Origin of the sequence: Myxococcus sp. MxC21-1, assembly GCF_032612255.1 — a bacterium.
GTDB lineage: Bacteria > Myxococcota > Myxococcia > Myxococcales > Myxococcaceae > Myxococcus > Myxococcus virescens.
The window spans coordinates 1,601,200-1,622,249 of sequence record NZ_CP123278.1; the positions used below are offsets into that span (position 1 = coordinate 1,601,200).

Below are 21,050 nucleotides of genomic sequence, written 5' to 3' on the forward strand. Positions count from 1 at the left end.
GGGCGTCGCCTCACTTCGCGTCGATGGGGAAGGGACGGACTTCCCACGCCAGCACCTGGTTGCGCGCCAGGAGCCTGGCGAACCGGTCCGTCCCGTTGCGCGTGTCGAAGCGGTTCGCGATGTCCCGGGCCTGCCCCAGCGTCCAGGCGTGCAGGGCCCGGACGTCGTAGCCGCCATCCGCCTGGTGATTGGGGAACGTCTTCGGCAGCCGCAGGCTCACCACGTCCCTGTCTCCAGCGGCCAGCACCCGCTCCAGCAGGAAGGCGGCGGCGGCGTAGAAGGTGAAGCGGTCCCGGTAGCTCGGGTGGTCCAGCGCCCAGCCCAGGTGCTTCTCCAGCAGCGTCAGCCCGCGCGACAGGTTGTCCGTCAGGGCGAGGAACTCCATGTGCTCGCCCACGGTGGAGAGGAACTCGCGGTTCTTCGTCACCATGGCGTAGCCGCGGCGGTGGATTTCGCGCGCGTGCTCCAGCTCACCCAGCTTGAACAGCGGGTAGAGCACCGTGCCCAGCGTCAGGTGCGGAATCTCCGCGCAGGACTTGCGGCCGTCCAGGATGGGCTTCGCCTTGCGCAGCACCTGCTGCCATTCGCCCTTGTCGGCGTGGTGGTCCAGTTCGTCGTCCAGCTCGCACACGCGGCAGTCGGTGAGGTGGTCGCGGCGCGCCTCCAGCCACGCGTTCCACAGCCGCTCCACTTCCTCGGCGGCGTCACCCATCTCCCGAGCGGCCTGGTAGCGCATCTTCAGCACCGCGCGCACTCCGGAGTCCGTGGCCTTGAAGCACTGCTCCACGTCGTCCAGCGCGTCCTGAATCTGCTTGCGGGTGATGTGAGGGAACTCCTTGATGCGCCCCACCACCCACTTCTGCTTCCAGAACATCTCCTCCGGGTCGAAGCGCTTCGGGTCCTTCTTCTGCTGTCCCCGGCACCACGCGAAGGCCACCAGCGCCTTGTCCGGGAAGCCGCCGAAGGTCGCCGCGTCGATGAGGGCATCCCGCATCCGGTAGCCCATGCCCACGTCCTTGTGCGTGTCCGCCAGTCGCACCGCCTCTTCCAGGAGCCGCACCTTGCTCTCGCCTTCGGCCAGGCCGTCCGCCTGGGCGAAGAGCGACTCCACCTGCTCGCGCCAGTCACCGCTCATCAGTGCAGCCCCCGGGGACCCGCGCCGCCGCTGCCTTCGCCGCCGCGCCCGCCATCCCCGCCCAGTTGCGCGGAGATGAGGCCCAACAGGCCCTGGTTCAGCAGCACCATCTCCTGTGCGTTCAACGGATGGTGTCCCAAGAGCAGTGCTTGCACGTAGAGCATCTCCACCGACAGCTTCAGCATGTCCCGGTCCGCCACGGCGGCCAGCCGCCGAACCACCGGGTTGTGGAGGTTGAAGCACAATTGCGCCGGCTCGCTGCCCGAGGCCGCCATGACGCTGTCCAGCACACCGGCGTACAGGTCATCCGATTCCTCGCGGGCCCGCTCGGCGTCGCGCCGGAACGCGCCCTCCGCGTCCGAGCTGTAGAGCGTGGGCACCTCCGCGGGGTAGAACTTCTTCACCACCGCGCCGCAGCGGAACGGCGCCAGCACGTTCTCCGCCATGCGCAGCAGCGGGAAGGTGGCCTCGCGCTCGTCCAGGGTGAGCTCCTCGAAGCTCTGCGGCAGGTCCGCGGAGGAGAAGGGCTCCACCTGCACGTCCGGCACCGCGTGCGGCAGCTTCTCCAGCAGCGACGTGTCGTGCGTGTACGCCGCGTTGATGATGCACAGGCCCTGGGCACCGGCCACCTGGGCAATCTGCCGGAAGCCGTCCAGCGTGGACGTGTAGCGCACCACGGGGTGCGCGCGCCGGTAGTCCGCCAGCGTCATCATCCCCATCGACGTCTCGAAGGGCAGCCAGTGGATGATGAGGCGGTAGAAGTCATCGTCATCCAGCGCCAGCGCCTTCACGCTCAGCCCGTGCAGGGCAATCAGCCGCTGGAGCGCGCGTGGGTCTTCACGCGCCAGCTCCATCAGGTAGCCGCGCAGGGACTGGCCCAGGGACTCGCGCGCCGCGGCGAGTGCGTCGTCCTCGTAGAAGGACTCCCGGCTGGCGGTGGGCCGCAGCGCGTTGGCGTTCACCACGCACTTCACGAAGAAGGCCCAGTCCGGCAGCAGGTTCTCCGCGCTCTCCGACAGCAGCATGTGCTTGAGGTACACGCGGTGCTTCTGCCGTGAGTTGAAGTGCGGCGACGCGGGCAGCACGTAGGCCACTCCGTCCACGTCTCCCGCGGTGGAGCGCAGGGGGATGCAGTCGACGAAGTCCGTGTCGAACAGCTCGCGCCCGTAGGCGAGCAGCGCCTTGCGCCGCTCCGAGGCGCTGTCGTACTCGCGGCGCCAGGGGGCGCCGGAGGTGTCCAGCCGCTCGGTGCCCTGGTCCGTGGTGAGGTGGATGGGGAAGGGCAGCAGGCCGCCGTAGTGGCTGGCGAGGTTTCGCAGCCGCGTGGCGGTGAACCAGTGCGCCATGTCCGGGCGGGCCACCAGGAACACCTGGGTGCCGGGCTGGGCGAGCGGGTGCTCGGAGGGCCGCACGGCGTACGTGCCGTCGTGCCGGCCCCGCCACTCCAACGTGCGCCCATCGCCGCGTGCCGAGCGCGTCACCACCAGCAGCTCGTCACACACCATGAAGCAGGACAGCAGGCCGATACCGAACTGGCCAATGAAGTCGTTGCGGCGGGCCTCCAGGGCCTCGCGCTTGGAGGACTCACCGATGGTGGCCAGGAAGCGGTGGATTTCGTCCTCGGTCAGCCCCACGCCGTCGTCGGTGAAGAGCAGGGTGGGCGGGCTGCCGTCCTGCTTTTCCATCAGCTCCAGCCGGACGGTGCCCGCGTGGCCGGGCTCCAGGAGCTGACGGGCGCGGATGGCATCGGTCGCGTTCTGGAGCAGCTCGCGTACGTAGACGCCCGGGGAGCTGTACAGGTGATGAGACAGGAGGTCGATGACCCCGCGGAGGCTGACTTGAAATCGGTGGTCCACGTGCCGCCGACGTTAGCGCACGCCCCCCGTCGTATCGACAGCCGAATCGAGCTTGAGACGCGGCGCGCACTTGGGCATCCATGGCAGGCCCTTGAATGGCCGCCCGGTCAGTGTCAGGTGGCAATCCGGCCGTGGGGGACGTGTCACCACGGTGGCGGCAGGTCTTCACCTCGAAAGCAGGAGTGGATGGATATGCGGACGAAGCTCATGGCAGTGGTGGCGGGCGCGGCAATGGCCTTCGGCGGGACGGCGGCGGCGCAGGGCACCCCGGCGCCCGGCAAGGTCGCGGCCTCCAAGGCCCCGGCGGCGGCCAGCCGCGGCAAGACGGAGGTGACGTGGTGGGGGCACGCGGCCTTCGTGATTCGCAGCCCGGGCGGCGCGGTGATTGCCATCGACCCCTGGCTCTCCAACCCCAAGGCCCCGAAGGGCGCCGCGCAGCCGGAGGCGCTGGACGCCATCCTCCTCACCCACGGCCACTTCGACCACGTGGGCGAGGCCAAGGCGCTGGCCGAGAAGACGGGCGCCAAGGTTTATGGCTCCTTCGAGCTCATCAACCTGCTGGGGCTCCCGGAGGCCCAGTCCGTGGGCGCCAACGCGGGCGGCACCTTCCAGGTGAAGGACGTCACGCTCCACCTGGTGGAGGCGGTCCACTCCAGCAGCTACGCCGCGGACCCGAAGTCGCCGGCGCAGTACGCGGGCGCGCCCCTGGGCTACGTGCTGGAAATCGACAAGGGTCCTACGCTGTACCACGCGGGTGACACCGGACCCTTCGAGGGCATGTCGCTCATCGCCACCCAGTTCAAGCCCACCGTGGCCCTGCTCCCCATTGGCGGCCACTTCACCATGGGCCCCGCGGAGGCGGCCCAGGCGGTGCGGCTCCTGAAGGTCAAGAGCGTGATTCCCATGCACTACGGCACCTTCCCGCTGCTCCAGGGCACCCCGGACGCGCTGACCGGCGAGCTGAAGAAGCTGCGCAACACGGCCAAGGTGGTGGTCCCGGAGCCCGGCGCGACGACCGCGCTGTAGGCCCCGGGCGCGGATGGTTGGGTCCGGTAGAAGTGGCGGTTCTACGCCCGCTGACTTCCGGGCCTTGACCCTGTCCCGTGGCCGAGTGGAAACCGGGATGCCCCTGGGTTACATCCCGCTCTTCGTGCCGCGCATGGGCCTTGCCTGGCGCTCCAGGAGTGTTCCGGTGCTGGACTTCACCAAGGCGGGGTGGCTCTTGCCACTCCTGACGGAGACGGTCGCCTTCGAGGCGGGCGCGCCGGCTCCGTCCGCGCCGCCGCTGGGCTCCGGGCGGGCCCGCGCCCGCGCGTACCTGCGGCGGACGCTGCGCGCCAGTGGCCTGCTGTACGGCACGCCCGCGGACGCACCCTCCGCGGCGGACGTGGCGCAGCCCACCGAGCTCCAGGCGCGCGTGTTGGAGGACCAGCTCTTCCACGCCGTGGTGCGGACGCTGGCGCTGATGGCGCTGGAATTGGGCCGGCTCGTGGGGACTCCAACGGCCGTTCGCACCGAGCATCTCCTGGTCCTGTTCGCGGTGCTCACCGGAGAGCTGGAGCTGGCGGAGACGGTGGACGCGGCGATTGCCTCGGGGCGTCCGGTGTCCCGGCGACTGACGGCGAAGGTGGAAGCGTCGCTGGTGAAGCGCTCGCCCGTGCTGGCGGGGGACCCGGTATACGGGCTGGTGCTGCACAACGGCGCGCAGTACGCGGACGCGCAGCTGTTCTGCCGACAGGCCATTGACTACTTCTCGCGCGGCGCGCTGCACCGGGAGCGGGCGCAGCGGCGGCTGGACTTCGCGGCGCGGCAGAAGGCGCTGCTGGTGGACGTGCTGACGGGGCTTGCGTGTGTGGACCGGGTGCCGGGCCTGCCCGCGCGCCGCGCCATCCTGCGGCAGGTGGAGTCCCTGCGGCTGCCGGCGGCGATGACGTCCGAGCTCAAGGCCGCGGTGAAGCAGTCCTTCGCACGCCGCCGCCCGGTGCGGGACGTGGTGCGCCGGTGCGCAGCGTGGACGTGCGCCACTTCCTGCTGGAGCAGACGTTGCTGGCGGCGCTGGTGGATGGCCGCAAGACGCGGCGCGAGCGCGTCTTCATCCGCGAGCTGGCGCAGGCGCTCCAGGTCCCGGACGTGGAGCTGCACCGGCTGGAGCTGGAGATGGCGGAGTTCTACGCCCGCCACCGCGCCATCGTGGACGTCTTCACCGTGTCGGACGCCGCGGGCGCCATGGGTGAGGACCTGGTGGCCGGCATCCAGGAGACGCTGGAGAAGAACTTCTACCGGCTGATGCAGGAGGTCCGCGAGACGGGCGACCTGGCGGTGCTGCTGACGAAGGCGGCCCGGCGCCGGCGCTCACGGGCGACGAGCGCCAGCGCATGCGCGCGCAGCTCGTCGACGTGGCCAAGGCGATTCCCGCGCTGGCCATCTTCGCGGCGCCCGGCGGCATCCTGCTGCTCGCGGCGTTGGGGAAGGTGCTGCCCTTCAGCCTGCTGCCCAGCGCCTTCCAGGAGGCCGCGCCCGTCGAGGAGGACTTCGAGGGCGTGGGCCCGGAGCGAGAGGCCGGCTGACGCGGGCCCCTGGCTGCTCGCCCTCCGTCCATCCGGTGGAACGGGCCCGGCCGCGTTCGCACCTGGACACCACCTTCGTGGAGTGGTTCCACGGAAGCGTCGATGCGTGCGCGGACCTGTGACATAGGACGGAGTGGTTTGGGATTGCTCGCGAGATGAGTCCGCTCCGTCATCACCTCCAGGCCTTCCTCCGCGTGGAGCCGGGCCGTCCCGCGTATGGCGCGGGGTGCGCGCCGCGCTCGCGGTGGGTGGCCCCATGGCCGTCGCGGCCCTGCTGCACCTTCCCGCGGCCACGTGGGTTGGTATGGCCGCGCTCTTCGTTGCCCTGGTGGACCGGGGCGGGCCCTACAGAGACCGCGCGCTCGCCATGGGCGCCATGACGCTCCTGGGCTCCGTGGTGGGCCGGCCGCGGCGCTGCACCTGCCCGCGTGGGCCGCCGTCATCGCCACGCTGTTCTGGGTGACGGCGTGTGGCTTCGCCCGCTCGTATGGGGACACGCCGGGGTTGATGGGCGTGGTGCTCGCCAATTACTTCGTGGTGTCGCTCGCGCTTCCCGCCAACGACGTGGCTGACGCATTGCTGCGCTCCGGCTTGTTCCTGGTGGGCGGCGCGTGGGCCATGTTCCTCGCGCTGATGCTGTGGCCGCTGGTGCCCTACCGGCCCGCGCGCCTGGCCATCGCGCGGTGTTACGACGCGCTGGCGGACCACGCGGAAGAGGTGGGGCGCTGGCCGCTCGAAGGGGCGGCGTCCGCCCCCGCGGGTGTCCTGCCGGAGGTGCCCTGGCAGGCCCGCATGCGTCAGCTCATCGAACAGGCGCGCACCATGCTGGCCTCCACGCGCATGGGCCGGGCGGGGAGAGCGGCCGGGGCGAACAGCTGCTGGTGCTGGCCGAAGGCGCGGATTCGATGATGGTGACGCTCATCGCGCTGAAGGAGATGCTGGAGGTGGCGCCCGCCGTGCCCCGCTATCACGCGCTCCGAGCGGAGGTGCAGCGCGCGCTGGCGGAGCTGTCCGCGGACCTGCGCCGCGTCCGGTTTGCCCTGGAGAAGGGGACGGAGGTGAGCGCCCAGCCGGTGTGGAACGCCGAGCGGGTGAAGCGGGCCCTGGCGGCGCTGGACTCGGCGGGCGACGTGCCGGAGCCGGTGCGCGCTGGCTATCAATACGTGCACACGCTGCTGGACCGCCTGCGGGACTATTCCCACGCGACGGTAGAGGTGGCGGCGCGGCTGGAGGGCCGCACGCCCGTGCCGGACGCCCTGGCGCTGCCCGCGCGGCGGGTGGAGGCGGCGCCGCGGCAGGCCCTCCTGGAGCCGCTGCGGGAGAATCTCAACGTCCGCTCCGTCATCTTCCGTCACGCGCTGCGGCTGGGCGTCGCGGCCGCGCTGGCCACCGCGCTCGTCGGGGCGCTGGGACTGAATCACGGCTACTGGGTCATCATCACCGTCACCGTCGTCCTGCAGCCCTACGCGGGCATCACGTTCCAGCGGAGCCTGCAGCGCATCGCGGGCACGCTGCTGGGCGCGGCGCTGGCCGCGGGACTGGTGGCGGTGGTGAGGACCCGGCCATCATCCTGCTGGCCATCGGGGTGCTGTTCGCGGTGGCGATGAGCATCCAGCCGCTCAGCCTGTCCGCGTTCCAGGTGCTGCTGACTCCGGCCCTGGTGCTGCTGGCGGAGCTCCAGTCCGGGGACTGGGAGCTGGCCGGGGTGCGCATCGTCAACACGCTGCTGGGCGGACTGATTGCGCTGACGGGGATGCGGCTCTTGTGGCCCAGCCCGGAGCACCTGCGCCTGCCGGAGCAGGTGGCCTTCGCGTTGCGCGCGGACCGCGAATATCTGATGGCGGTGGCCGCCGCGCACTCGGACGCGGAGCCCGCGGTGCGCGAGGCCCGGCGGAAGATAGGCCTGGCGCTGCTGGCGGCGGAGGCGTCCTTCCAGCGGCTGCTGAGCGAGTGGACCGGACCCGCCAAGGACCTGGAGCCGGTGATGGCGCTGCTCGTCTACGCGCGGCGCTTCACGTCGGCGGTGACGACGCTGGCCGCCAGCCGCGCGGACCCGGAGTCCCCCGGGAGCTCTCCGAGGTGGTGCGCTTCGCCGGGGGCGTGTTGGACGAGCTGGCGGCGGCCATGGAGCAGCAACGCCGGCCCGCGCCCATGCCCGCCACGGTTCCGGCGGGTGGGGCGGATGCACTGTCGCGCGCGCACGTGGAGCGGCTCGTGCGACAGCTCACCGTGCTGCACCACGCGGCGGAGCGTGTCCCGCCGCTGCGGCTCAAGGAGGGCGTCAGGGCCGGTCGAGCGTCGTCACCAGGCGCCGCAGGTCCTCGTTGACGCTGACGAACCGGGTGTTGCCCTGCTCGTCCGCGAGCTGCTTTCGCATCGTGGGCAGGGACGCCTCGCGCAGCTTCTTCGCGGCGTCCTGCGAGCCTTCCACCAGCCAGCCCACCGCGAGGACCAGCGCGAGACGGGCCTCGGTGTCGCGCTCTCCCAGTCGCGAGGCCAGCACGCCCGCGTGCTCGGCCGCGCCCGAACGGCCGACCTCCAGCGCCGCGCGCTCCAGCATCCGCGGCTCCGCCTTCTCCATGCGCTGCACCCAGCAGCCCGCGTTGTCCGCGCACGCCTGCGCGGCCTCCAGCAGCTTGGACTGGCCCGCAATCTGGTCCGCGCGCTGCTTGCCCAGCGCGGCCGCGTCATCGCAGCCTTCGTCCTCCGCCTGCTTGCAGTCCGCCGCCGTCCGCGCCGGCTCGGCCGCGGCGAGCTTCTGCAGCAAGGGCAGCTCGCGCGCGTCACCCAGCATGGCGATGCCCTTCACCGCCAACTCGCGCGCGTACCAGTCTCCGGTGCCCGCGGCCTTCTCCAGCGCGGGCAGCGCGTCGCGTCCGCCCAGGCGCACCAGGGCGCTCACGTAGGAATCCCTCACGGCGGCGTCCGTCTCCGACACGAGCCCGGCCAGCGGCTTCACCGCCTCCTGTGCGCGCATGCGCGCCAGCGCGTCCGCGGCCTGCATCCGCACCAGTGCCTGAATCTGCGGGTCCGTGTTGGTGAAGGCCAGCTGCTTCAACAGCGTGGCCACCGCCCGCTTCTCCCGCAGGTCGCCCAGCACCGTCGCCGCCTTCATGGCGTAGCTGGCGGGGTTGACGCCGTTCGACTTCGCCCACTTCAGCAGGTCCGCGTCCTGGCCCTCCAACGCCTGCAGCAGCGCGTCCGCCGCGGGCGCGCCCAGCTGGTACAGCGCGAAGGAGCTCTCCACGTAGAATGACTTGCCCTTGCGCTCCTTGGTCAGCATCCGCACCAGCGCGGGCGCCGCGCGGCCGTCACCGATGTCACCCAGGGCCTCGATGGCCTTCTTGTTGAGGAAGGGCTCCACGGTGTCGTCCGTGGCCAGGGTGATGAGCGGCTCCACCGCTTCCTTCGCCTTCATGTCGCCCAGCACCTGCACCGCCTCGATGCGCGTGTAGTTGTCCTTCGCGCGCAGCAGCGGCACCAGCGCGGGGATGGCGCTGCGGTCACCAATGGCTCCCAGCGTCGCGACAATGGCCTTGTTCGCCAGCTGCGCGGGCATGTCGCCCGCCGCCGGGTCCAGGGCCTTCGTCAGCGGCTCCACCGAAGAGGCATGCTTCAAGTCTCCCAGCGCGCGGGCCAGCGCGGCGCGCACCTCCGGCTTGCGCTCGGTGCCGAGCTGCCCGTGGAGCATGGGCAGGAAGCGCTCGTCCATCTTCCCGGACGAACGCATGGCCTCCACCATGCGGATGCGGTCCTCCGCTCTCCGGCTCTGCTGAATGCCTGACTCCCAGTACTCCGGGGTCGCTGGGTCCCCCTTGCACCCAGCCAACATCAGGAACGAGAGCGCAATACACAACGCGGTCAGAGAGCGGGTCATGCGGTCTCCATTGCGTCTGCGAGGTTGTCCTGTCTTCCGTGTAAACCTCGCGCAAGGAAGGAAGCAAACCGCCCCAGGCACCTGGGGTACGCTGGTCAACGACATGTCCGATGGCAATCAAAAGACGGTGCGCCCGAGCCACGTCCGCCGGACGTACATCCTGGACCGCCCTTTCCAGCTCAAATACATCCTGCTGCTGGCGGGGATTGGTGCCGGCAGCATCCTCGTGTTCGGGCTGTTGGCGCACCGCGTCCACGTGTCATCCACGGCCCTGGGGCTGGACGGTGGGCAGACGCTGCTGTGGCTGACGGCGGTGGGCGCGCTGGGCACGGCGGTGGCGATGGGCCTCTTCGGCCTCGTCTTCACCCACCGGGTGGCGGGCCCCGTCCACGTCATGAGCCTGTATGTCGCGGCGCTGGCGGCCGGCCGCTATCCCCGGATGCGACCGCTGCGGCGCGGGGACGAGCTCAAGCAGTTCTTCGACCGCTTCACCGAAGCGGTGACGCGCATCCGGGAGCGTGAGGCGGATGAGGCCTACGCGCTGGAGACCGTGCTGGAGGCCCTGCGACCGGTGGCCACCACGCCCGAGGCCCTGGAGGCGCTGGGCACCCTGAGCGCCCTGCACACGCGTAAACGTCAGGCGGTGGACACTCCCACCGGGAGCACCTTCAAGTCCGTGGCCTGAGTCGCCCGGCGCAGGAGAAGCGCAACACCATGAGCAGACCCCGCATCGTTTTCATGGGCACCCCCGAGTTCGCGGTGTCCTCACTGGCCGCCTGCTTCGAACTGGGAGACGTGGTGGCCGTCGTCACCCAACCCGACAAGCCGAAGGGCCGCGGCAACACGGTGACGGCGCCGCCGGTGAAGGAGCTGGCCCTGTCGCGCGGCGTGCCCGTGCTCCAGCCCACCAAGCTGCGCACGCCGCCCTTCGCGGAGGAGCTGCGCCAGTACGCGCCCGACGTCTGCGTGGTGACGGCCTATGGCCGCATCCTCCCCAAGGATTTGCTGGAGCTGCCCACCCACGGCTGCGTCAACGTGCACGGCTCGCTGCTGCCGCGCTTCCGGGGCGCCGCGCCCATCCAGTGGGCCATTGCCCACGGCGACACGGAGACGGGTGTGTCGCTGATGGTGATGGATGAAGGATTGGACACCGGTCCGGTGTTGGCGATGAAGCGCATGGCCATTGCCCCGGACGAGACGAGCGCCTCGCTGTACCCGAAGCTGGCCGCGCTGGGCGGCGAGGTGCTGCGCGAGTTCCTGCCGGCCTACCTGAGCGGGGAGCTGAAGCCGGTGCCGCAGCCTTCCGAGGGCATGGTGCTGGCCCCCATCATCGAGAAGGAGCAGGGCCGGTTGGATTTCACGAAGCCCGCGGTGGAACTGGAGCGGCGCCTGCGGGCCTTCACGCCGTGGCCCGGGGCCTTCACCACGCTGGGCGGAAAGCTGCTGAAGGTCCACCGCGCGCAGGCCAGTGGTGGTAGTGGGGCTCCCGGCACGGTGCTGGCGTCCAGCCCGGACGGCATCGAGGTGGCATGCGGCGAAGGCTCGCTGGTGCTGCTGGACCTCCAGCCAGAAGGCAAGCGGGTGATGCGCGCCGCGGACTTCCTGCAGGGGCACAAGCTGGCGCCGGGCAGCCAGCCCTTCGTCGCGGGCTGATGGGAGAACGGGTGATGGCCATATGAGACTGCTGGTACTGCACGGACCCAACCTGAACCTGCTGGGCGTGCGGGATGGCTCGTCCGGGGGGCGGCTGGAGGACCTGGACGCGGCGCTGCACGCGCGGGCGGAGGAGCTGGGGCAGGCGCTGACGGTGGTGCAGTCCAACCACGAAGGCGACCTGCTGGACACGCTCGGCGCGGAGCTGGAGGAGCTGGACGGCATCATCATCAACCCGGCCGGGCTGTTCGGCTCCTATTGCCTCAAGGAGGGGCTGGAGGCCGCCGGGCTGCCCGCCATCGAGGTGCTGCTCAAGCCCCCGGCCCGCGAATCCGTGGTGGGGGAGGCCTGCGTGCTCCAGATTCACGGCGGGCCCGGCTTCGAGCCCTACCTCCAGGCCCTGGATACCTTCGGCAGCGGCGTCTTCACCACGGAGAAGCCGGAGTCGAAGAAGCCCCTGGGGAAGAAGAAGGGGAGCGCCTCCAAGGGCGCGAAGGTGACGCCCATCACCGTGCTCGAGCGCGCCGCGCGCAAGGACGGCTCGTCGGAGACGGCGAAGTCCCTGGCCCGCGCGGTGAAGACGGCGGGGCCCACGAAGACGCTGGGCCGCAAGCTGGCGCCCGTGGAGGACCTGCGCGCGGCCCGTCAGGCGAAGACGCTGGGGCGCGGCGGCGGCAAGGGGCTCACCCCCGCGGCGGACCTGCTCACGCGCGCGCTGGTGCGCCAGAAGATTTCTGACCGGCTTTCGGGACGGCTCTCCTCCGCCGAGCTGGCCGCCTGGGCGCGTTCCCAGTATCAGGCGGTGCAGCGTGGCGCTCCGGCGGAGAATGGCCACCGTGAGCTGCTGGAGGAGAGCCTCCAGAGCCTCACCCTCTCCAACCTGCCCGCGACGCGGCTCTCGGATGAGCAGCTCGTGGACCTCTTGACCCGGCTCGACGAAGGATGAACGCCCGCGCACTCGCCATCCAGGTCCTCGCGCGTGTCCGCGCGACGGATGCCTACCTCAACGTCGTATTGGACACGCAGCTGTCCGAGTCGCCGCCGAAGGACCCGCGCGACGCGGCGCTCGTCACCGAGCTGACCTACGGCGCCACCCGGCGGCAGCTCGCGCTGGACTACGCGATTACCCGCTTCGCCGACCGCAAGCTGGACGCGCTGGAGGACAAGGTGCTGGCGGCCCTCCGCATCGGTGCCTACCAGATATTCCACACCCGCGTGCCGGCCCGCGCCGCGGTGGCGGAGACGGTGCAGGCCCTGAAGGAAGTGGGGCTGACGCGCGCGGCGGGCTTCACCAACGCCATCCTCCGCAAGCTGGCGGCCCTGCCCGCGCCGCCGCTGCCGCCCGCGTCCGACGTGGCGCTGCACCTGTCGGTGCGGGAGAGCCATCCCCAGTGGCTGGTGGAGCGTTGGCTGCGCCAGTTCGGCCGCGAGCGCGCCGAAGCGATGCTGGTGGCCGACAACCAGGCGCCCGCGGTGGTGGTGCGCGCCAACACCGCGAAGGTGACGCGCGACGCGCTGCTCGCCCAACTCCAGGAGATGGGCGTGGACGCGAAGGCGACCACCGTGTCGCCGGTGGGCATCACGCTGCCGTCCGTGGGCCGCGTGGAGGACGTGTACGGCTACGCGGAGGGCCTGTGGCAGGTGCAGGACGAGGCCGCGCAGCTCGTGGGCGTCTACGGGGCGATTCCGGAGACGGCGCGCGTGCTGGACGCGTGCGCCGCGCCGGGCGGCAAGTCCTGTCACCAGGCGCAGTCCCATGACGTGGTGGCGGTGGACCTCCACGCGCACAAGCTGCGGAAGATTGAAGCGGAGGCCCGGCGCCTGGGCCTGCAGCCGCGCCTGAAGGCCTACGCGCACGACGCCGCGGAGCCCTTCCCGGAGGAGTGGGGAGAGTTCCACGCGTTCCTGGTGGATGCGCCGTGTTCGGGGCTGGGCACGCTGCGCCGCCACCCGGAGCTGCGCTACCGCCGCAAGGAGGAGGACATCGCCCGGCTGGCCACGCTCCAGCGGCGCATCCTGGAGAACTGCCAGGATGCGGTGCCCCCCGGGGGGCTGCTCGTGTACGCGGTGTGCACCATGGAGCCGCAGGAGGGGCAGGACCAGGTGGAGATGTTCCTGCGCAGCCACCCGGAGTGGACGGCCGAGCCACCCGTGCTGCCCGGCCTCAAGCTGCCGTTGTCCCAGGCGTACCTGCGCACGCTGCCGGGACCGGAGGGCTTCGACGGGTTCTTCGCCGCGCGCCTCCGAAAGCTCTACTGACGCTCCGCTTCGTCGGCGGGCGGCAGGTTGGAGGCGGCCTTGAACGCCTCCAACACCGCGGCGGACGCGCGGTCCAGGTACTTGCCCTTGCGGATGAGCAGGCCAATGGGGCGTGACACCGGCCCCTCCGCGAAGGGCTTGGCCACCAGGGTGCCGCCCTTCACCTCGCCCTGTGCCGTGGACATGGGGAGGATGGCCACGCCCAGGCCCATCTCCACCGCCCGCTTGATGGTCTCCACGTTGTCCATCTCCATCACCGGGTTGATGTCGATGCTCTTCTCACGGAAGAGCCGGTCCAGCGCCTTGCGCGTGGGTGCCTCGCGGTCGAACGCGATGAAGGGCACGCCCGACAGCGCGGTGAGGCTCACCTTCTGCTTCGTGGCGAAGGGGTGGCCGGGGGCGCAGACGACCGACAGCTTGTCGTCGCGGAAGGGGAGGATGTCCACGCCCGCGCGGGGCTGCGGATAGGCGACGATGCCAATCTCCGCCGCGCCCAGAATCACGTCGTCGTACACCTGGTCGTTGCGCCGGTAGTTCAGGCGCATGTTCACCTTGGGGTGCGACTTGAGCAGCTGCTTCTGCACCGAGTTCAGCTCGTGCAGCCCCACCGAGTAGATGGTGGAGACCGTGGTGGTGCCCGCCACCTCGGCGGCCTGCTCACGAATCTCCTGCTCCACTTCGGCGAAGCGGGCGAGGATTTCCTTGCACCCGCGGAACAGCCGCTCCCCGGCAGGCGTCGGCGTCACCTGGCGCGCGCTGCGCGACAGCAGCTTCTGCTCGTACCGGTTCTCCAGCGCGCGAATCTGCTGGCTCACCGCGGATTGCGTGACGTGGTTGAGCTGCGCGGCGCGGGAGAATGAGCCTGTCTCGACCACGTCGCAGAACATCTTCAAGGATTCGAGCTGCATAAGGTCATCTCCTACCCTCAAATCCAATGATTAGGCCAGAGATAATTAGAATGCCTTTACTTGGCCGCCAAACTACCTAACCCGCCAGGGCGGCCTCCGGCCACTCATCGGACGACAGGAGGATTGCGGACGGGGCTCAGGATTGCTCGGGCCCCTCGGGTGGGGCCGGAGGGCGCGGGCGGAACAGGACGAAGAGGGAGGCGGCGAGCGCGGTGAGGGCGCCCCCGGCGAGCAGCTGGGTGCGACCGACTTCCCGCGTGGCGTCCGTCAACAGCTGGCATTCGGGGCCGGTGAGGCCATCGCAGCTCGGGGCGGCGAAGCTGTTGCTCAGGCCCACGGCGAGCAGGCCCAGGCCGCCCAGGAGGAAGCCGCCCAGCAGGCCCGTCGCCGCGGAGCGGCCCAGGGACGGCCGCTGGGGGAGGAGGGCTCCGGAGAGGAGGGCATGCGGGCAGCTATAGCCGCGAGGGCGTGGCGGCTCAACGGGGGCGTGGCGGGCGCGTATGCTGCCGGGCATGCGAATCCTCTACGGTGTCGTCGGCGAAGGCATGGGCCATGCGACGCGCTCCCGCGTCCTCCTCGAGGAACTGACGAAGGAGCACGAGGTCCACATCGTCGTCTCCGGCCGGGCCCAGGACTACCTGGCCAAACGCTTCCAGAACGTGCACGGCATCTGGGGGCTGACACTCGCGTACGAGGGCAACTCGGTGAAGAAGTGGCAGACGGTGCTGCAGAACCTCACGGGCGCCGTGAAGGGCTGGCCGCAGAACATCCGCCAGTACTTCGAGCTGGTGGACGGCTTCCGCCCGGACGTGGTGGTGAGCGACTTCGAGTCGTTCAGCTACATGTTCGCCCGGAATCACCGGCTGCCCGTCATCAGCGTGGACAACATGCAGGTCATCAACCGGTGCAAGCACGAGCCGGCGCTGCTGGCGGGCCACGAGGACAGCTTCGAGACGTCGCGCGCCATCGTGAAGGCGAAGCTGCCGGGGGCCTTCCACTACCTGGTCACCACGTTCTTCTACCCGGAGCTCCGCAAGCGGCGCACCACGCTCGCCCCGTCGATTCTGCGCCCCGAAATCCTGGAGGCGAAGTCAGAGCCCGGTGAGCACCTGCTCGTGTACCAGACGTCGACGACGAACACGGCGCTGCCGGACATCCTCAAGGCCGCGGGCATCCCCTGCCGCGTGTACGGGCTGCGCCGCGACATCACCGAGGACCTGGTGGACGGCAACCTCACGTACCGGCCCTTCAGTGAAAAGGGCTTCATTGATGACCTGCGCACCGCGCGGGGCGTGGTGGCCAGCGGCGGCTTCACGCTGATGAGCGAGGCGGTGTACCTGCGCAAGCCGGTGCTGAGCGTGCCGCTGGAGGGGCAGTTCGAGCAGGTCATCAACGCGCTGTACCTGGAGCAGCTGGGGTACGGCATGTACGTGAAGGCGCTGACGGTGGACGCGGTGAAGGAGTTCCTCACGCGCGTGCCCCGCTGCCAGCAGGCGCTCCAGGGGTACGAGCAGGACGGCAACACGCGGATGCTGGCCGCCCTGCGCGAACAGCTGGCCCTGGCCTACGAGCACCGTGGCCACTGGGCCATGGAGCGGGCGCAGGACTAGCGCCCGCGTTCGCCGCCGGGGGCCGTCAGTGCAGCGGCACCTCGGTCTCGTTGTTGCGCTCGGCCGCGCGCCGCGTCAGCTCGGTGAGCCAGGACTGGGTCAGCGGCGTCTCGCTCTGGCTGCCGCTGTAGCGGTCCTGGCTGCTGTCCTGGGGCATGAAGCGGTTGGCCCAGGCGGTGAGGGCGGCCGTCAGGTTGGGGGCCAGCGCGCGGCCCACGGCGGCCAGCTTCGCCGGTGCGCCCAGCAGCGCCTCGGCGTCACCCCGCCGGCACGCGTCCAGAATCTTGCGTGCGGCCTGTTCAGCGCTCAGCGAGGTGAGGGGCAGGGAGTCCCCGGTGGCGAACCACGCGTACTCCGCCTCGTGGTTGCCCTTGAAGTACGCGTTGCGCGGGCTGCCCGTGCGCATCAGCCCCGGACACACCGTGGTGACGACGATGCCGTCCTGGCGCAGCTCCGCGCGAAGGCCGTCCGACAGGCCCACCAGCGCGAACTTGCTGGCCGAATACGGCACCAGGTGGGGGACGCTCACCTTTCCGCCCACGGAGGCGATGTTGACGATGCGCCCCTTTCCGCGCCGCTTCATCTCCGGCAGCACGGCCAGCGTGGTGTACAGCGGCGCCCACAGGTGTGTGTCGATGGCCTCCTGGAAGTCCTCCAGCGTCATGGACTCCAGCGGTCCCACCTGGATGACGCCGGCGTTGTTGATGAGCACGTCCACCGCGCCCCAGCGTTCGTGGATGGCGGAGACCATGGCCTCCACCTGCACCGGATTTCGCACGTCGCAGGGGATGGCGTAGACCTCTCCGCCGGTGCGCTCCAGTTCCTCGCGGGCTCGCTCCAGCGTCTGCTCGTCCCGGCCGCAGATGGCCACCCGGGCCTCTTCCTTCAGGAGCTGTCGCGCCAGCACCAGCCCCAGGCCGCGAGAGCCGCCCGTGATGAGGACGGTGCTGTCCTTGAATTGGAATCGGGAGCGGAGGATGCGGCGCAGTCCCAGCGCCGCGCCGATGCCGGCCGCGGCCAGGGTGCCGAGTGAGATGTGGGACGAGTCAGAATCCTTGCGGTGAGCTGGCATGGTGGACTCCTGGAGTCAGGGGGCGGGAGAGGGGGCCGCGGCGCTGGCCTGGATGAAGCGCTCCAGCACCTGCCGCACGTGGGGGGACGCGTTCTTTCCGGAGAAGTGGTGGCGCAGCCGGCCGGAGTCCGCGTCGAACACGAGCCACGCGGGCGTGTCCGTCACGTCGTAGGCCCGCGCCATGGAGCCGTCATCCACGGCGATGGGGTGGTAGAGCCCGTGCTTTCGCGCGAAGGCCTCCACCGCGTTGGTGTCCCGCAGCTCCTTGTCGGAGTGGGTGACATCCACGCTGATGACCTTCAGCCCCCGCGCACCGTACTCCGCGATGATGCGCTTCACCGCGTCGATGTCCTCGTCAGCGCCGCGCTGCTTGGCGGAGAAGAAGTGGAGGAGGACGGGGAGCTCATCCAGCTCCGAGACATGGACGGGCGTGTTGATCCACCCACCGTCCGGGTCCAGCAGGGTGATGGGAATGTCGAGCGTGGGCATAGGGGCTCCAACAAGGCCAGGGTTCGGAAAGGACGCGACTCAAGCTAGGCATGCGGGGCCGTTTCCGGGCGCCGCTGGACGGCAGGCCGCGAAGCAGGCAGACACTCACGGCATGCGCATCCCCGACTTCAAGCTGGAGCGGTACTTCGCGCGCTGGGAGTTCGCGGCGCCGTACCTGCTGTGTTCCTCGGACATCGAGGGCTGGCGGATGGCGGACTTGCTGGCGCTCGCCGGCCCGGACGAGCGGGCCCGCTGGGAGGGGCTGACGCTGGGCTACACCGAATCCACCGGACTGCCCGCGCTGCGCGAGGAGATTGCCGCCCTGTACCCCGGGCTCTCTCCGGAGCAGGTGCTCACCTTCGCCGGCGCGGAGGAGGCGCTCTTCGTCCTGATCAACGTGCTGCTGGGCCCCGGGGACCACGCCGTCGTCACCGGCCGGGCTACCAGTCCCTGCACGAGGTGGCGCGCGCCACGGGCGCGGACGTGACGCTGCTGCGCCTGCGCGAGGAGGACGGCTGGGCATTGGACTTGGATGCGCTGCGCCGCGCGCTGACGCCCCAGACGCGGCTCCTGGTGGTGAACTTCCCCACAACCCCACGGGCGCGTTGCTGGACCGGGCCACCTTCGACGCGCTGTGCGAGCTGTCGCGCGAGCGTGGCATCCACCTGCTGTCCGATGAGGTGTACCGGCTGCTGGAGTACGACACGCGCGACACGTTGCCGCCCGCGGCCAGCCACACGCCGCACGGCATCAGCCTGGGGGTGATGTCCAAGGCCTTCGGCCTGGCGGGGCTGCGCGTGGGGTGGCTGGCCTGCCGTGACGTGGAGCTCTTGCGGCGCTGCGCGGCCTACAAGGACTACACGACCATCTGCAACAGCGCGCCCAGCGAGGTGCTGTCACTCATCGCGCTGCGCGCGAAGGCGCGGGTGCTGGCGCGCAGCCGGGAGCTGCTCGCGGCGAACCTCTCCCTGTTGGATGGCTTCTTCGCGCGGCATCCGGACACCTTCCAGTGGGTGCGCCCGCGCGCGGGCAGCGTGGCTTTTCCCAGGCTGCTGCGTGAGACGCCCGTGGCCCGCTTCACCGAGGAATTGCGCGAGCGCGAAGGCGTGCTGCTGCTGCCCGGAGACGTCTACGACTTCCCCGGCAACCACTTCCGCCTGGGGCTGGGCCGCACGAATCTGCCCGACGCGCTGGAACGACTGGAGCGCTACGTGGTCGACACATCGCGTTGACGCGGCCGCCTCGAGTGTCACCTCCCTCAAGGGAGTCCACGGGGTGATGCGTTGCGTCAGTCTTCGCGCGCACTTCACGGTTTCCGTGACCTCGACCTTTTACACACCGCGCCTCTACAGTACGCCCCGCCGCCTGGTCCCCCGCCGGGCAGGTACCCCCTATGCAGCGCTGGAGGCGCTCAACATGAAGAAGTTCTTCGGTACGGTCATTGTCGCCGCAACGATGCTGGCGGGCACGGAGGCCGCCGCAGCCAACTACACGCTGTGGATTCATGGCCGCAACGGCGGCACGACGCAGCCCGGCAACTACAATGACTTCAGTTACTGGGGCTCCGCGAGCGTCGCGGCGGGCGTGAACAAGAAGGCCGTCAACTGGGACGGCCGTGAGCGCATCGGCTCGCAGAACTACCGCATCCGCGACGCGCTGGACTGCTTCTGCACGGGGGACAACTGGTGCTACGTCGCCGCGCACAGCGCGGGGAACCTCCAGATTGGCTACGCGCTGTCGATGTATGGCGGCTCGCAGCGCGAGGTGAAGAACGCGACCCCCAACGCCAGCGGCGTGTGTGGCAACGTGAGCGGCGGCGCGAAGCAGACGGGCTGGAACATCCGCTGGGTGAACGTGGCGTCGGGCGCGGGCGGCGGCAGCGAGCTGGCGGACATTGGCGAGTGGGCGGTGAATGAGCCGCTGGTGAGCGACCTGGTCACCACCACCGCGCGTTCCATGTACAACCACAACACCACGCGCAACGTGTGGTTCTACATGTTCGCGGGTGCCAAGGGCACGCTGTACTCCGGCGTGCTCCCCGGCCAGGACGATGAGGCGGTGTCGTACCACTCGACGGGGGGCGTTTCGGGCAGCGCGGGCAGCTCGCAGTGCAACCCCGGTGACTGGTTCTGTGGCGGCACCCTGAACCTGGGCACGGCCGCGACCAGCGACGGGCGCGCGAAGTGGAGCTACCACACGGTGGAGCTGCGCGACGACCGGGAGGCGTACAACCACTACGCCGGAGGCAACTGGGGTGGCATCATCGCGCCGGTTCGCCAGGACGTGGTCACCTACGCGTACTGAGCCCCCTCCACCGCAAGAAGCGACATGACTCCGACTGGCACCGTTTCCGCCCCCGCGTCCCGGATGCGCCGCGCCCTGTGGGCCATTCCCCTCATCCCGCTGGTGCTGGGGGGCGTGGGGTGGTGGTGGATGGAAGCAGGTGCCGGCCCGGAGTCCTCCGGCGAGGACGGTGCATGGGAAGCGTCCTCGCCGTCTGGAATGCCGAACCCCGCGCCGCGGAAGTCGGGAGGCGGCCTGGGCGGGCCGACGGGGCGCGTGCCAGGAGTGGCCGTGCAGGACCCGGCCCGCAGCCCGGAGGAAGCGGAGCGGGACGCGCGGCGCCAGTTGTGGGCGCAGCGGCTGGCGCGCGCGAAGCAGACGCTGGAGTCGTACATGAAGGCGACGCGCTATCCGCCGGAGTCGCGTCCCGCCAGTGAGCACCCGGACCAGATGGAGATGGCGGAGCCGGAGCGCACGCGCCCGCTGAACAAGGACGGCTCCGACATCCAGCTCCGGCTGAAGCAGGACCGCGTCTTCGTCGTCGGCGACGAGGTGGTGCACTTCTTCGTCGGCTGCGAGGACGCGCGCCGCATGCCCAGGCCCTGCCGGTGGTGTCCGCCTCCGCGCACGAGGCCGAGCACATGCCGGCGCGGGTGGCATGCCGGCGGTCCCCCTCGTCTTCTCGGACGACGGCGCCGCGGGCGACGCGCTCTCTGGAGATGGCACCTTCACCGGGCGCTTCCAGCCGTCGAAGCAGGGGTTCCCCATCTACTCGGGCACGCTGCGCGTGGACGTGCAGGTGCGCTCGGGAGGCGCGGAGGGCACCGCGTTCTTCGACATCATGTACACGCCGTCGCCTCCGGCGCTCTTCACGGGCCGGGTGCGGGAGGTGCTGGAGCAAGGCTCGCTTCAGCTCTACCTCGGGATTCAGGTCCAGAAGGCCGGACGGTACGTGGTGGCGGGCCGCGTGGATGACGAGAGCGGCATGCCCTTCGCGCACGTGTCCTTCAACGAGGAGCTGAAGCGCGGCGAGCAGGAGGTGAAGCTCACCATCGCCGGCAACCTGGTGCTGGACGAAGTGCCCACCTTCCCCCTGAAGCTGCGCGACGTGGAGGGCTTCCTCCTCAAGGAGCGGGGAGACCCGGATCGCGAGCTGATGACGAGCTTGCGCGGGTACGTGCACACCACGAATGACTATCCCTCCACGTCCTTCTCCGCCGCGGAGTGGCAGAGTCCGGAGCGGAGGCGCTATCTGGACGAGTTGAACCGGGAGGTCATCGAGACGCAGACGTACCTCGACGGCATCGACCAGGAAGAAGCGCCGCCCAGGCCGTGAGGGGC

The 21,050-nt window shown here is 70.3% G+C and carries 20 protein-coding genes and 3 pseudogenes; 15 read left to right on the plus strand and 8 right to left on the minus strand.

Annotated features, from left to right (window positions below):
• Window positions 1-10: 10 nt before the first annotated feature.
• The gene (locus QEG98_RS07580) at window positions 11-1,135 is read right to left on the minus strand and encodes a hypothetical protein (protein ID WP_316566234.1); all 1,125 of its coding nucleotides are present in this window, start codon (window positions 1,133-1,135) and stop codon (window positions 11-13) included.
• Window positions 1,135-2,991, minus strand: a complete 1,857-nt coding sequence (locus QEG98_RS07585; RefSeq protein ID WP_316566235.1) for an HSP90 family protein — start codon at window positions 2,989-2,991, stop codon at window positions 1,135-1,137. Before QEG98_RS07585 ends, QEG98_RS07580 begins: the two co-directional genes overlap by 1 nt.
• Before the next feature lie 186 nt (window positions 2,992-3,177).
• Here QEG98_RS07585 and QEG98_RS07590 point away from each other — a divergent pair, with 186 nt between their 5' ends.
• From QEG98_RS07590 to QEG98_RS07620, 7 genes and pseudogenes are all read left to right on the plus strand, one after another.
• Entirely contained in the window at window positions 3,178-4,017 is an 840-nt protein-coding gene (locus tag QEG98_RS07590; protein ID WP_316566236.1) for a metal-dependent hydrolase, read from the plus strand.
• A gap of 97 nt (window positions 4,018-4,114) precedes the next feature.
• Complete coding sequence (locus QEG98_RS07595) at window positions 4,115-5,278, plus strand: hypothetical protein (RefSeq protein ID WP_316566237.1); 1,164 nt, start codon at window positions 4,115-4,117, stop codon at window positions 5,276-5,278.
• Window positions 5,279-5,366: 88 nt separating this feature from the next.
• Complete coding sequence (locus tag QEG98_RS07600) at window positions 5,367-5,558, plus strand: hypothetical protein (RefSeq protein ID WP_316566238.1); 192 nt, start codon at window positions 5,367-5,369, stop codon at window positions 5,556-5,558.
• Between the two features lie 256 nt (window positions 5,559-5,814).
• Window positions 5,815-6,021 (plus strand): hypothetical protein, encoded by a 207-nt coding sequence (locus QEG98_RS07605; protein WP_316566239.1) that lies wholly within the window; start codon window positions 5,815-5,817, stop codon window positions 6,019-6,021.
• The gene (locus QEG98_RS07610; protein ID WP_316566240.1) at window positions 6,018-6,467 is read left to right on the plus strand and encodes an FUSC family membrane protein; all 450 of its coding nucleotides are present in this window, start codon (window positions 6,018-6,020) and stop codon (window positions 6,465-6,467) included. The genes QEG98_RS07605 and QEG98_RS07610 overlap by 4 nt, the downstream gene beginning before the upstream one ends.
• A complete protein-coding gene (locus QEG98_RS07615) occupies window positions 6,440-7,165 on the plus strand; it encodes an FUSC family protein (RefSeq protein ID WP_316566241.1) in 726 nt (241 codons plus the stop codon). Before QEG98_RS07610 ends, QEG98_RS07615 begins: the two co-directional genes overlap by 28 nt.
• A pseudogene (locus QEG98_RS07620) lies at window positions 7,162-7,245 on the plus strand (hypothetical protein); the annotation flags it as partial. The gene QEG98_RS07615 and the pseudogene QEG98_RS07620, both read left to right, overlap by 4 nt.
• A 311-nt stretch (window positions 7,246-7,556) precedes the next feature.
• Here the strand turns inward: QEG98_RS07620 and QEG98_RS07625 are convergent.
• The gene (locus QEG98_RS07625; RefSeq protein WP_316566242.1) at window positions 7,557-7,799 is read right to left on the minus strand and encodes a hypothetical protein; all 243 of its coding nucleotides are present in this window, start codon (window positions 7,797-7,799) and stop codon (window positions 7,557-7,559) included.
• A gap of 40 nt (window positions 7,800-7,839) precedes the next feature.
• Window positions 7,840-9,435 (minus strand): HEAT repeat domain-containing protein, encoded by a 1,596-nt coding sequence (locus QEG98_RS07630; RefSeq protein ID WP_316566243.1) that lies wholly within the window; start codon window positions 9,433-9,435, stop codon window positions 7,840-7,842.
• A gap of 103 nt (window positions 9,436-9,538) precedes the next feature.
• On the opposite strand from QEG98_RS07630, the gene QEG98_RS07635 reads away from it, so the two are divergent.
• The 4 genes from QEG98_RS07635 to rsmB are packed head-to-tail and all read left to right on the plus strand — an operon-like array spanning window position 9,539 to window position 13,347.
• Window positions 9,539-10,120, plus strand: a complete 582-nt coding sequence (locus QEG98_RS07635) for a HAMP domain-containing protein (protein ID WP_043611740.1) — start codon at window positions 9,539-9,541, stop codon at window positions 10,118-10,120.
• 29 nt (window positions 10,121-10,149) lie between these two features.
• Window positions 10,150-11,088, plus strand: coding sequence for a methionyl-tRNA formyltransferase (fmt, locus tag QEG98_RS07640; RefSeq protein WP_316566244.1), 939 nt, complete (start codon window positions 10,150-10,152; stop codon window positions 11,086-11,088).
• A gap of 22 nt (window positions 11,089-11,110) precedes the next feature.
• Complete coding sequence (locus QEG98_RS07645; RefSeq protein ID WP_316566245.1) at window positions 11,111-12,034, plus strand: type II 3-dehydroquinate dehydratase; 924 nt, start codon at window positions 11,111-11,113, stop codon at window positions 12,032-12,034.
• Window positions 12,031-13,347 (plus strand): 16S rRNA (cytosine(967)-C(5))-methyltransferase RsmB, encoded by a 1,317-nt coding sequence (gene rsmB, locus QEG98_RS07650; RefSeq protein WP_090484547.1) that lies wholly within the window; start codon window positions 12,031-12,033, stop codon window positions 13,345-13,347. Before QEG98_RS07645 ends, rsmB begins: the two co-directional genes overlap by 4 nt.
• Here the strand turns inward: rsmB and QEG98_RS07655 are convergent.
• Both QEG98_RS07655 and QEG98_RS07660 read right to left on the minus strand, forming a co-directional pair.
• Entirely contained in the window at window positions 13,341-14,255 is a 915-nt protein-coding gene (locus tag QEG98_RS07655; RefSeq protein WP_090484544.1) for a LysR family transcriptional regulator, read from the minus strand. The genes rsmB and QEG98_RS07655 overlap by 7 nt on opposite strands.
• Before the next feature lie 136 nt (window positions 14,256-14,391).
• A complete protein-coding gene (locus tag QEG98_RS07660; RefSeq protein ID WP_316566246.1) occupies window positions 14,392-14,769 on the minus strand; it encodes a hypothetical protein in 378 nt (125 codons plus the stop codon).
• On the opposite strand from QEG98_RS07660, the gene QEG98_RS07665 reads away from it, so the two are divergent.
• Window positions 14,768-15,865, plus strand: coding sequence for an MJ1255/VC2487 family glycosyltransferase (locus QEG98_RS07665; RefSeq protein ID WP_011551521.1), 1,098 nt, complete (start codon window positions 14,768-14,770; stop codon window positions 15,863-15,865). The two genes, QEG98_RS07660 and QEG98_RS07665, sit on opposite strands and share 2 nt — an antisense overlap.
• Before the next feature lie 25 nt (window positions 15,866-15,890).
• On the opposite strand, the gene QEG98_RS07670 is transcribed toward QEG98_RS07665, so the two are convergent.
• Together QEG98_RS07670 and QEG98_RS07675 are read right to left on the minus strand one after the other, a co-directional pair.
• On the minus strand, window positions 15,891-16,937 hold the full coding sequence (locus QEG98_RS07670) for an SDR family oxidoreductase (RefSeq protein WP_316566247.1): 1,047 nt from the start codon (window positions 16,935-16,937) through the stop codon (window positions 15,891-15,893).
• A gap of 15 nt (window positions 16,938-16,952) precedes the next feature.
• Window positions 16,953-17,426, minus strand: coding sequence for a TlpA disulfide reductase family protein (locus tag QEG98_RS07675; protein WP_316566248.1), 474 nt, complete (start codon window positions 17,424-17,426; stop codon window positions 16,953-16,955).
• A 112-nt stretch (window positions 17,427-17,538) separates the two neighbouring features.
• On the opposite strand from QEG98_RS07675, the pseudogene QEG98_RS07680 reads away from it, so the two are divergent.
• The 3 genes and pseudogenes from QEG98_RS07680 (at window position 17,539) to QEG98_RS07690 (ending at window position 21,045) form a co-directional block, all read left to right on the plus strand.
• Window positions 17,539-18,658 (plus strand): annotated as a pseudogene (locus QEG98_RS07680) (aminotransferase class I/II-fold pyridoxal phosphate-dependent enzyme).
• Between the two features lie 184 nt (window positions 18,659-18,842).
• Window positions 18,843-19,730 carry a hypothetical protein gene (locus QEG98_RS07685; protein ID WP_316566249.1) on the plus strand — a complete coding sequence of 296 codons (888 nt, stop codon included), beginning with the start codon at window positions 18,843-18,845 and terminating at the stop codon, window positions 19,728-19,730.
• Window positions 19,731-19,754: 24 nt separating this feature from the next.
• Window positions 19,755-21,045: pseudogene (locus QEG98_RS07690) on the plus strand (choice-of-anchor X domain-containing protein).
• Window positions 21,046-21,050: the final 5 nt, after the last annotated feature.

Coding starts and splice junctions, on each gene's coding strand:
- QEG98_RS07635 (WP_043611740.1), top strand. CDS start 9,539: ATGTCCGATGGCAATCAAAAGACGGTGCGCCCGAGCCACGTCCGCCGG.
- QEG98_RS07670 (WP_316566247.1), bottom strand. CDS start 16,937: ATGCCAGCTCACCGCAAGGATTCTGACTCGTCCCACATCTCACTCGGC.
- QEG98_RS07655 (WP_090484544.1), bottom strand. CDS start 14,255: ATGCAGCTCGAATCCTTGAAGATGTTCTGCGACGTGGTCGAGACAGGC.
- QEG98_RS07580 (WP_316566234.1), bottom strand. CDS start 1,135: ATGAGCGGTGACTGGCGCGAGCAGGTGGAGTCGCTCTTCGCCCAGGCG.
- QEG98_RS07660 (WP_316566246.1), bottom strand. CDS start 14,769: ATGCCCGGCAGCATACGCGCCCGCCACGCCCCCGTTGAGCCGCCACGC.
- QEG98_RS07630 (WP_316566243.1), bottom strand. CDS start 9,435: ATGACCCGCTCTCTGACCGCGTTGTGTATTGCGCTCTCGTTCCTGATG.
- QEG98_RS07600 (WP_316566238.1), top strand. CDS start 5,367: ATGCGCGCGCAGCTCGTCGACGTGGCCAAGGCGATTCCCGCGCTGGCC.
- QEG98_RS07645 (WP_316566245.1), top strand. CDS start 11,111: ATGAGACTGCTGGTACTGCACGGACCCAACCTGAACCTGCTGGGCGTG.
- QEG98_RS07595 (WP_316566237.1), top strand. CDS start 4,115: ATGCCCCTGGGTTACATCCCGCTCTTCGTGCCGCGCATGGGCCTTGCC.
- rsmB (WP_090484547.1), top strand. CDS start 12,031: ATGAACGCCCGCGCACTCGCCATCCAGGTCCTCGCGCGTGTCCGCGCG.
- QEG98_RS07685 (WP_316566249.1), top strand. CDS start 18,843: ATGAAGAAGTTCTTCGGTACGGTCATTGTCGCCGCAACGATGCTGGCG.
- QEG98_RS07605 (WP_316566239.1), top strand. CDS start 5,815: ATGGCCGTCGCGGCCCTGCTGCACCTTCCCGCGGCCACGTGGGTTGGT.
- fmt (WP_316566244.1), top strand. CDS start 10,150: ATGAGCAGACCCCGCATCGTTTTCATGGGCACCCCCGAGTTCGCGGTG.
- QEG98_RS07665 (WP_011551521.1), top strand. CDS start 14,768: ATGCGAATCCTCTACGGTGTCGTCGGCGAAGGCATGGGCCATGCGACG.
- QEG98_RS07675 (WP_316566248.1), bottom strand. CDS start 17,426: ATGCCCACGCTCGACATTCCCATCACCCTGCTGGACCCGGACGGTGGG.
- QEG98_RS07590 (WP_316566236.1), top strand. CDS start 3,178: ATGGATATGCGGACGAAGCTCATGGCAGTGGTGGCGGGCGCGGCAATG.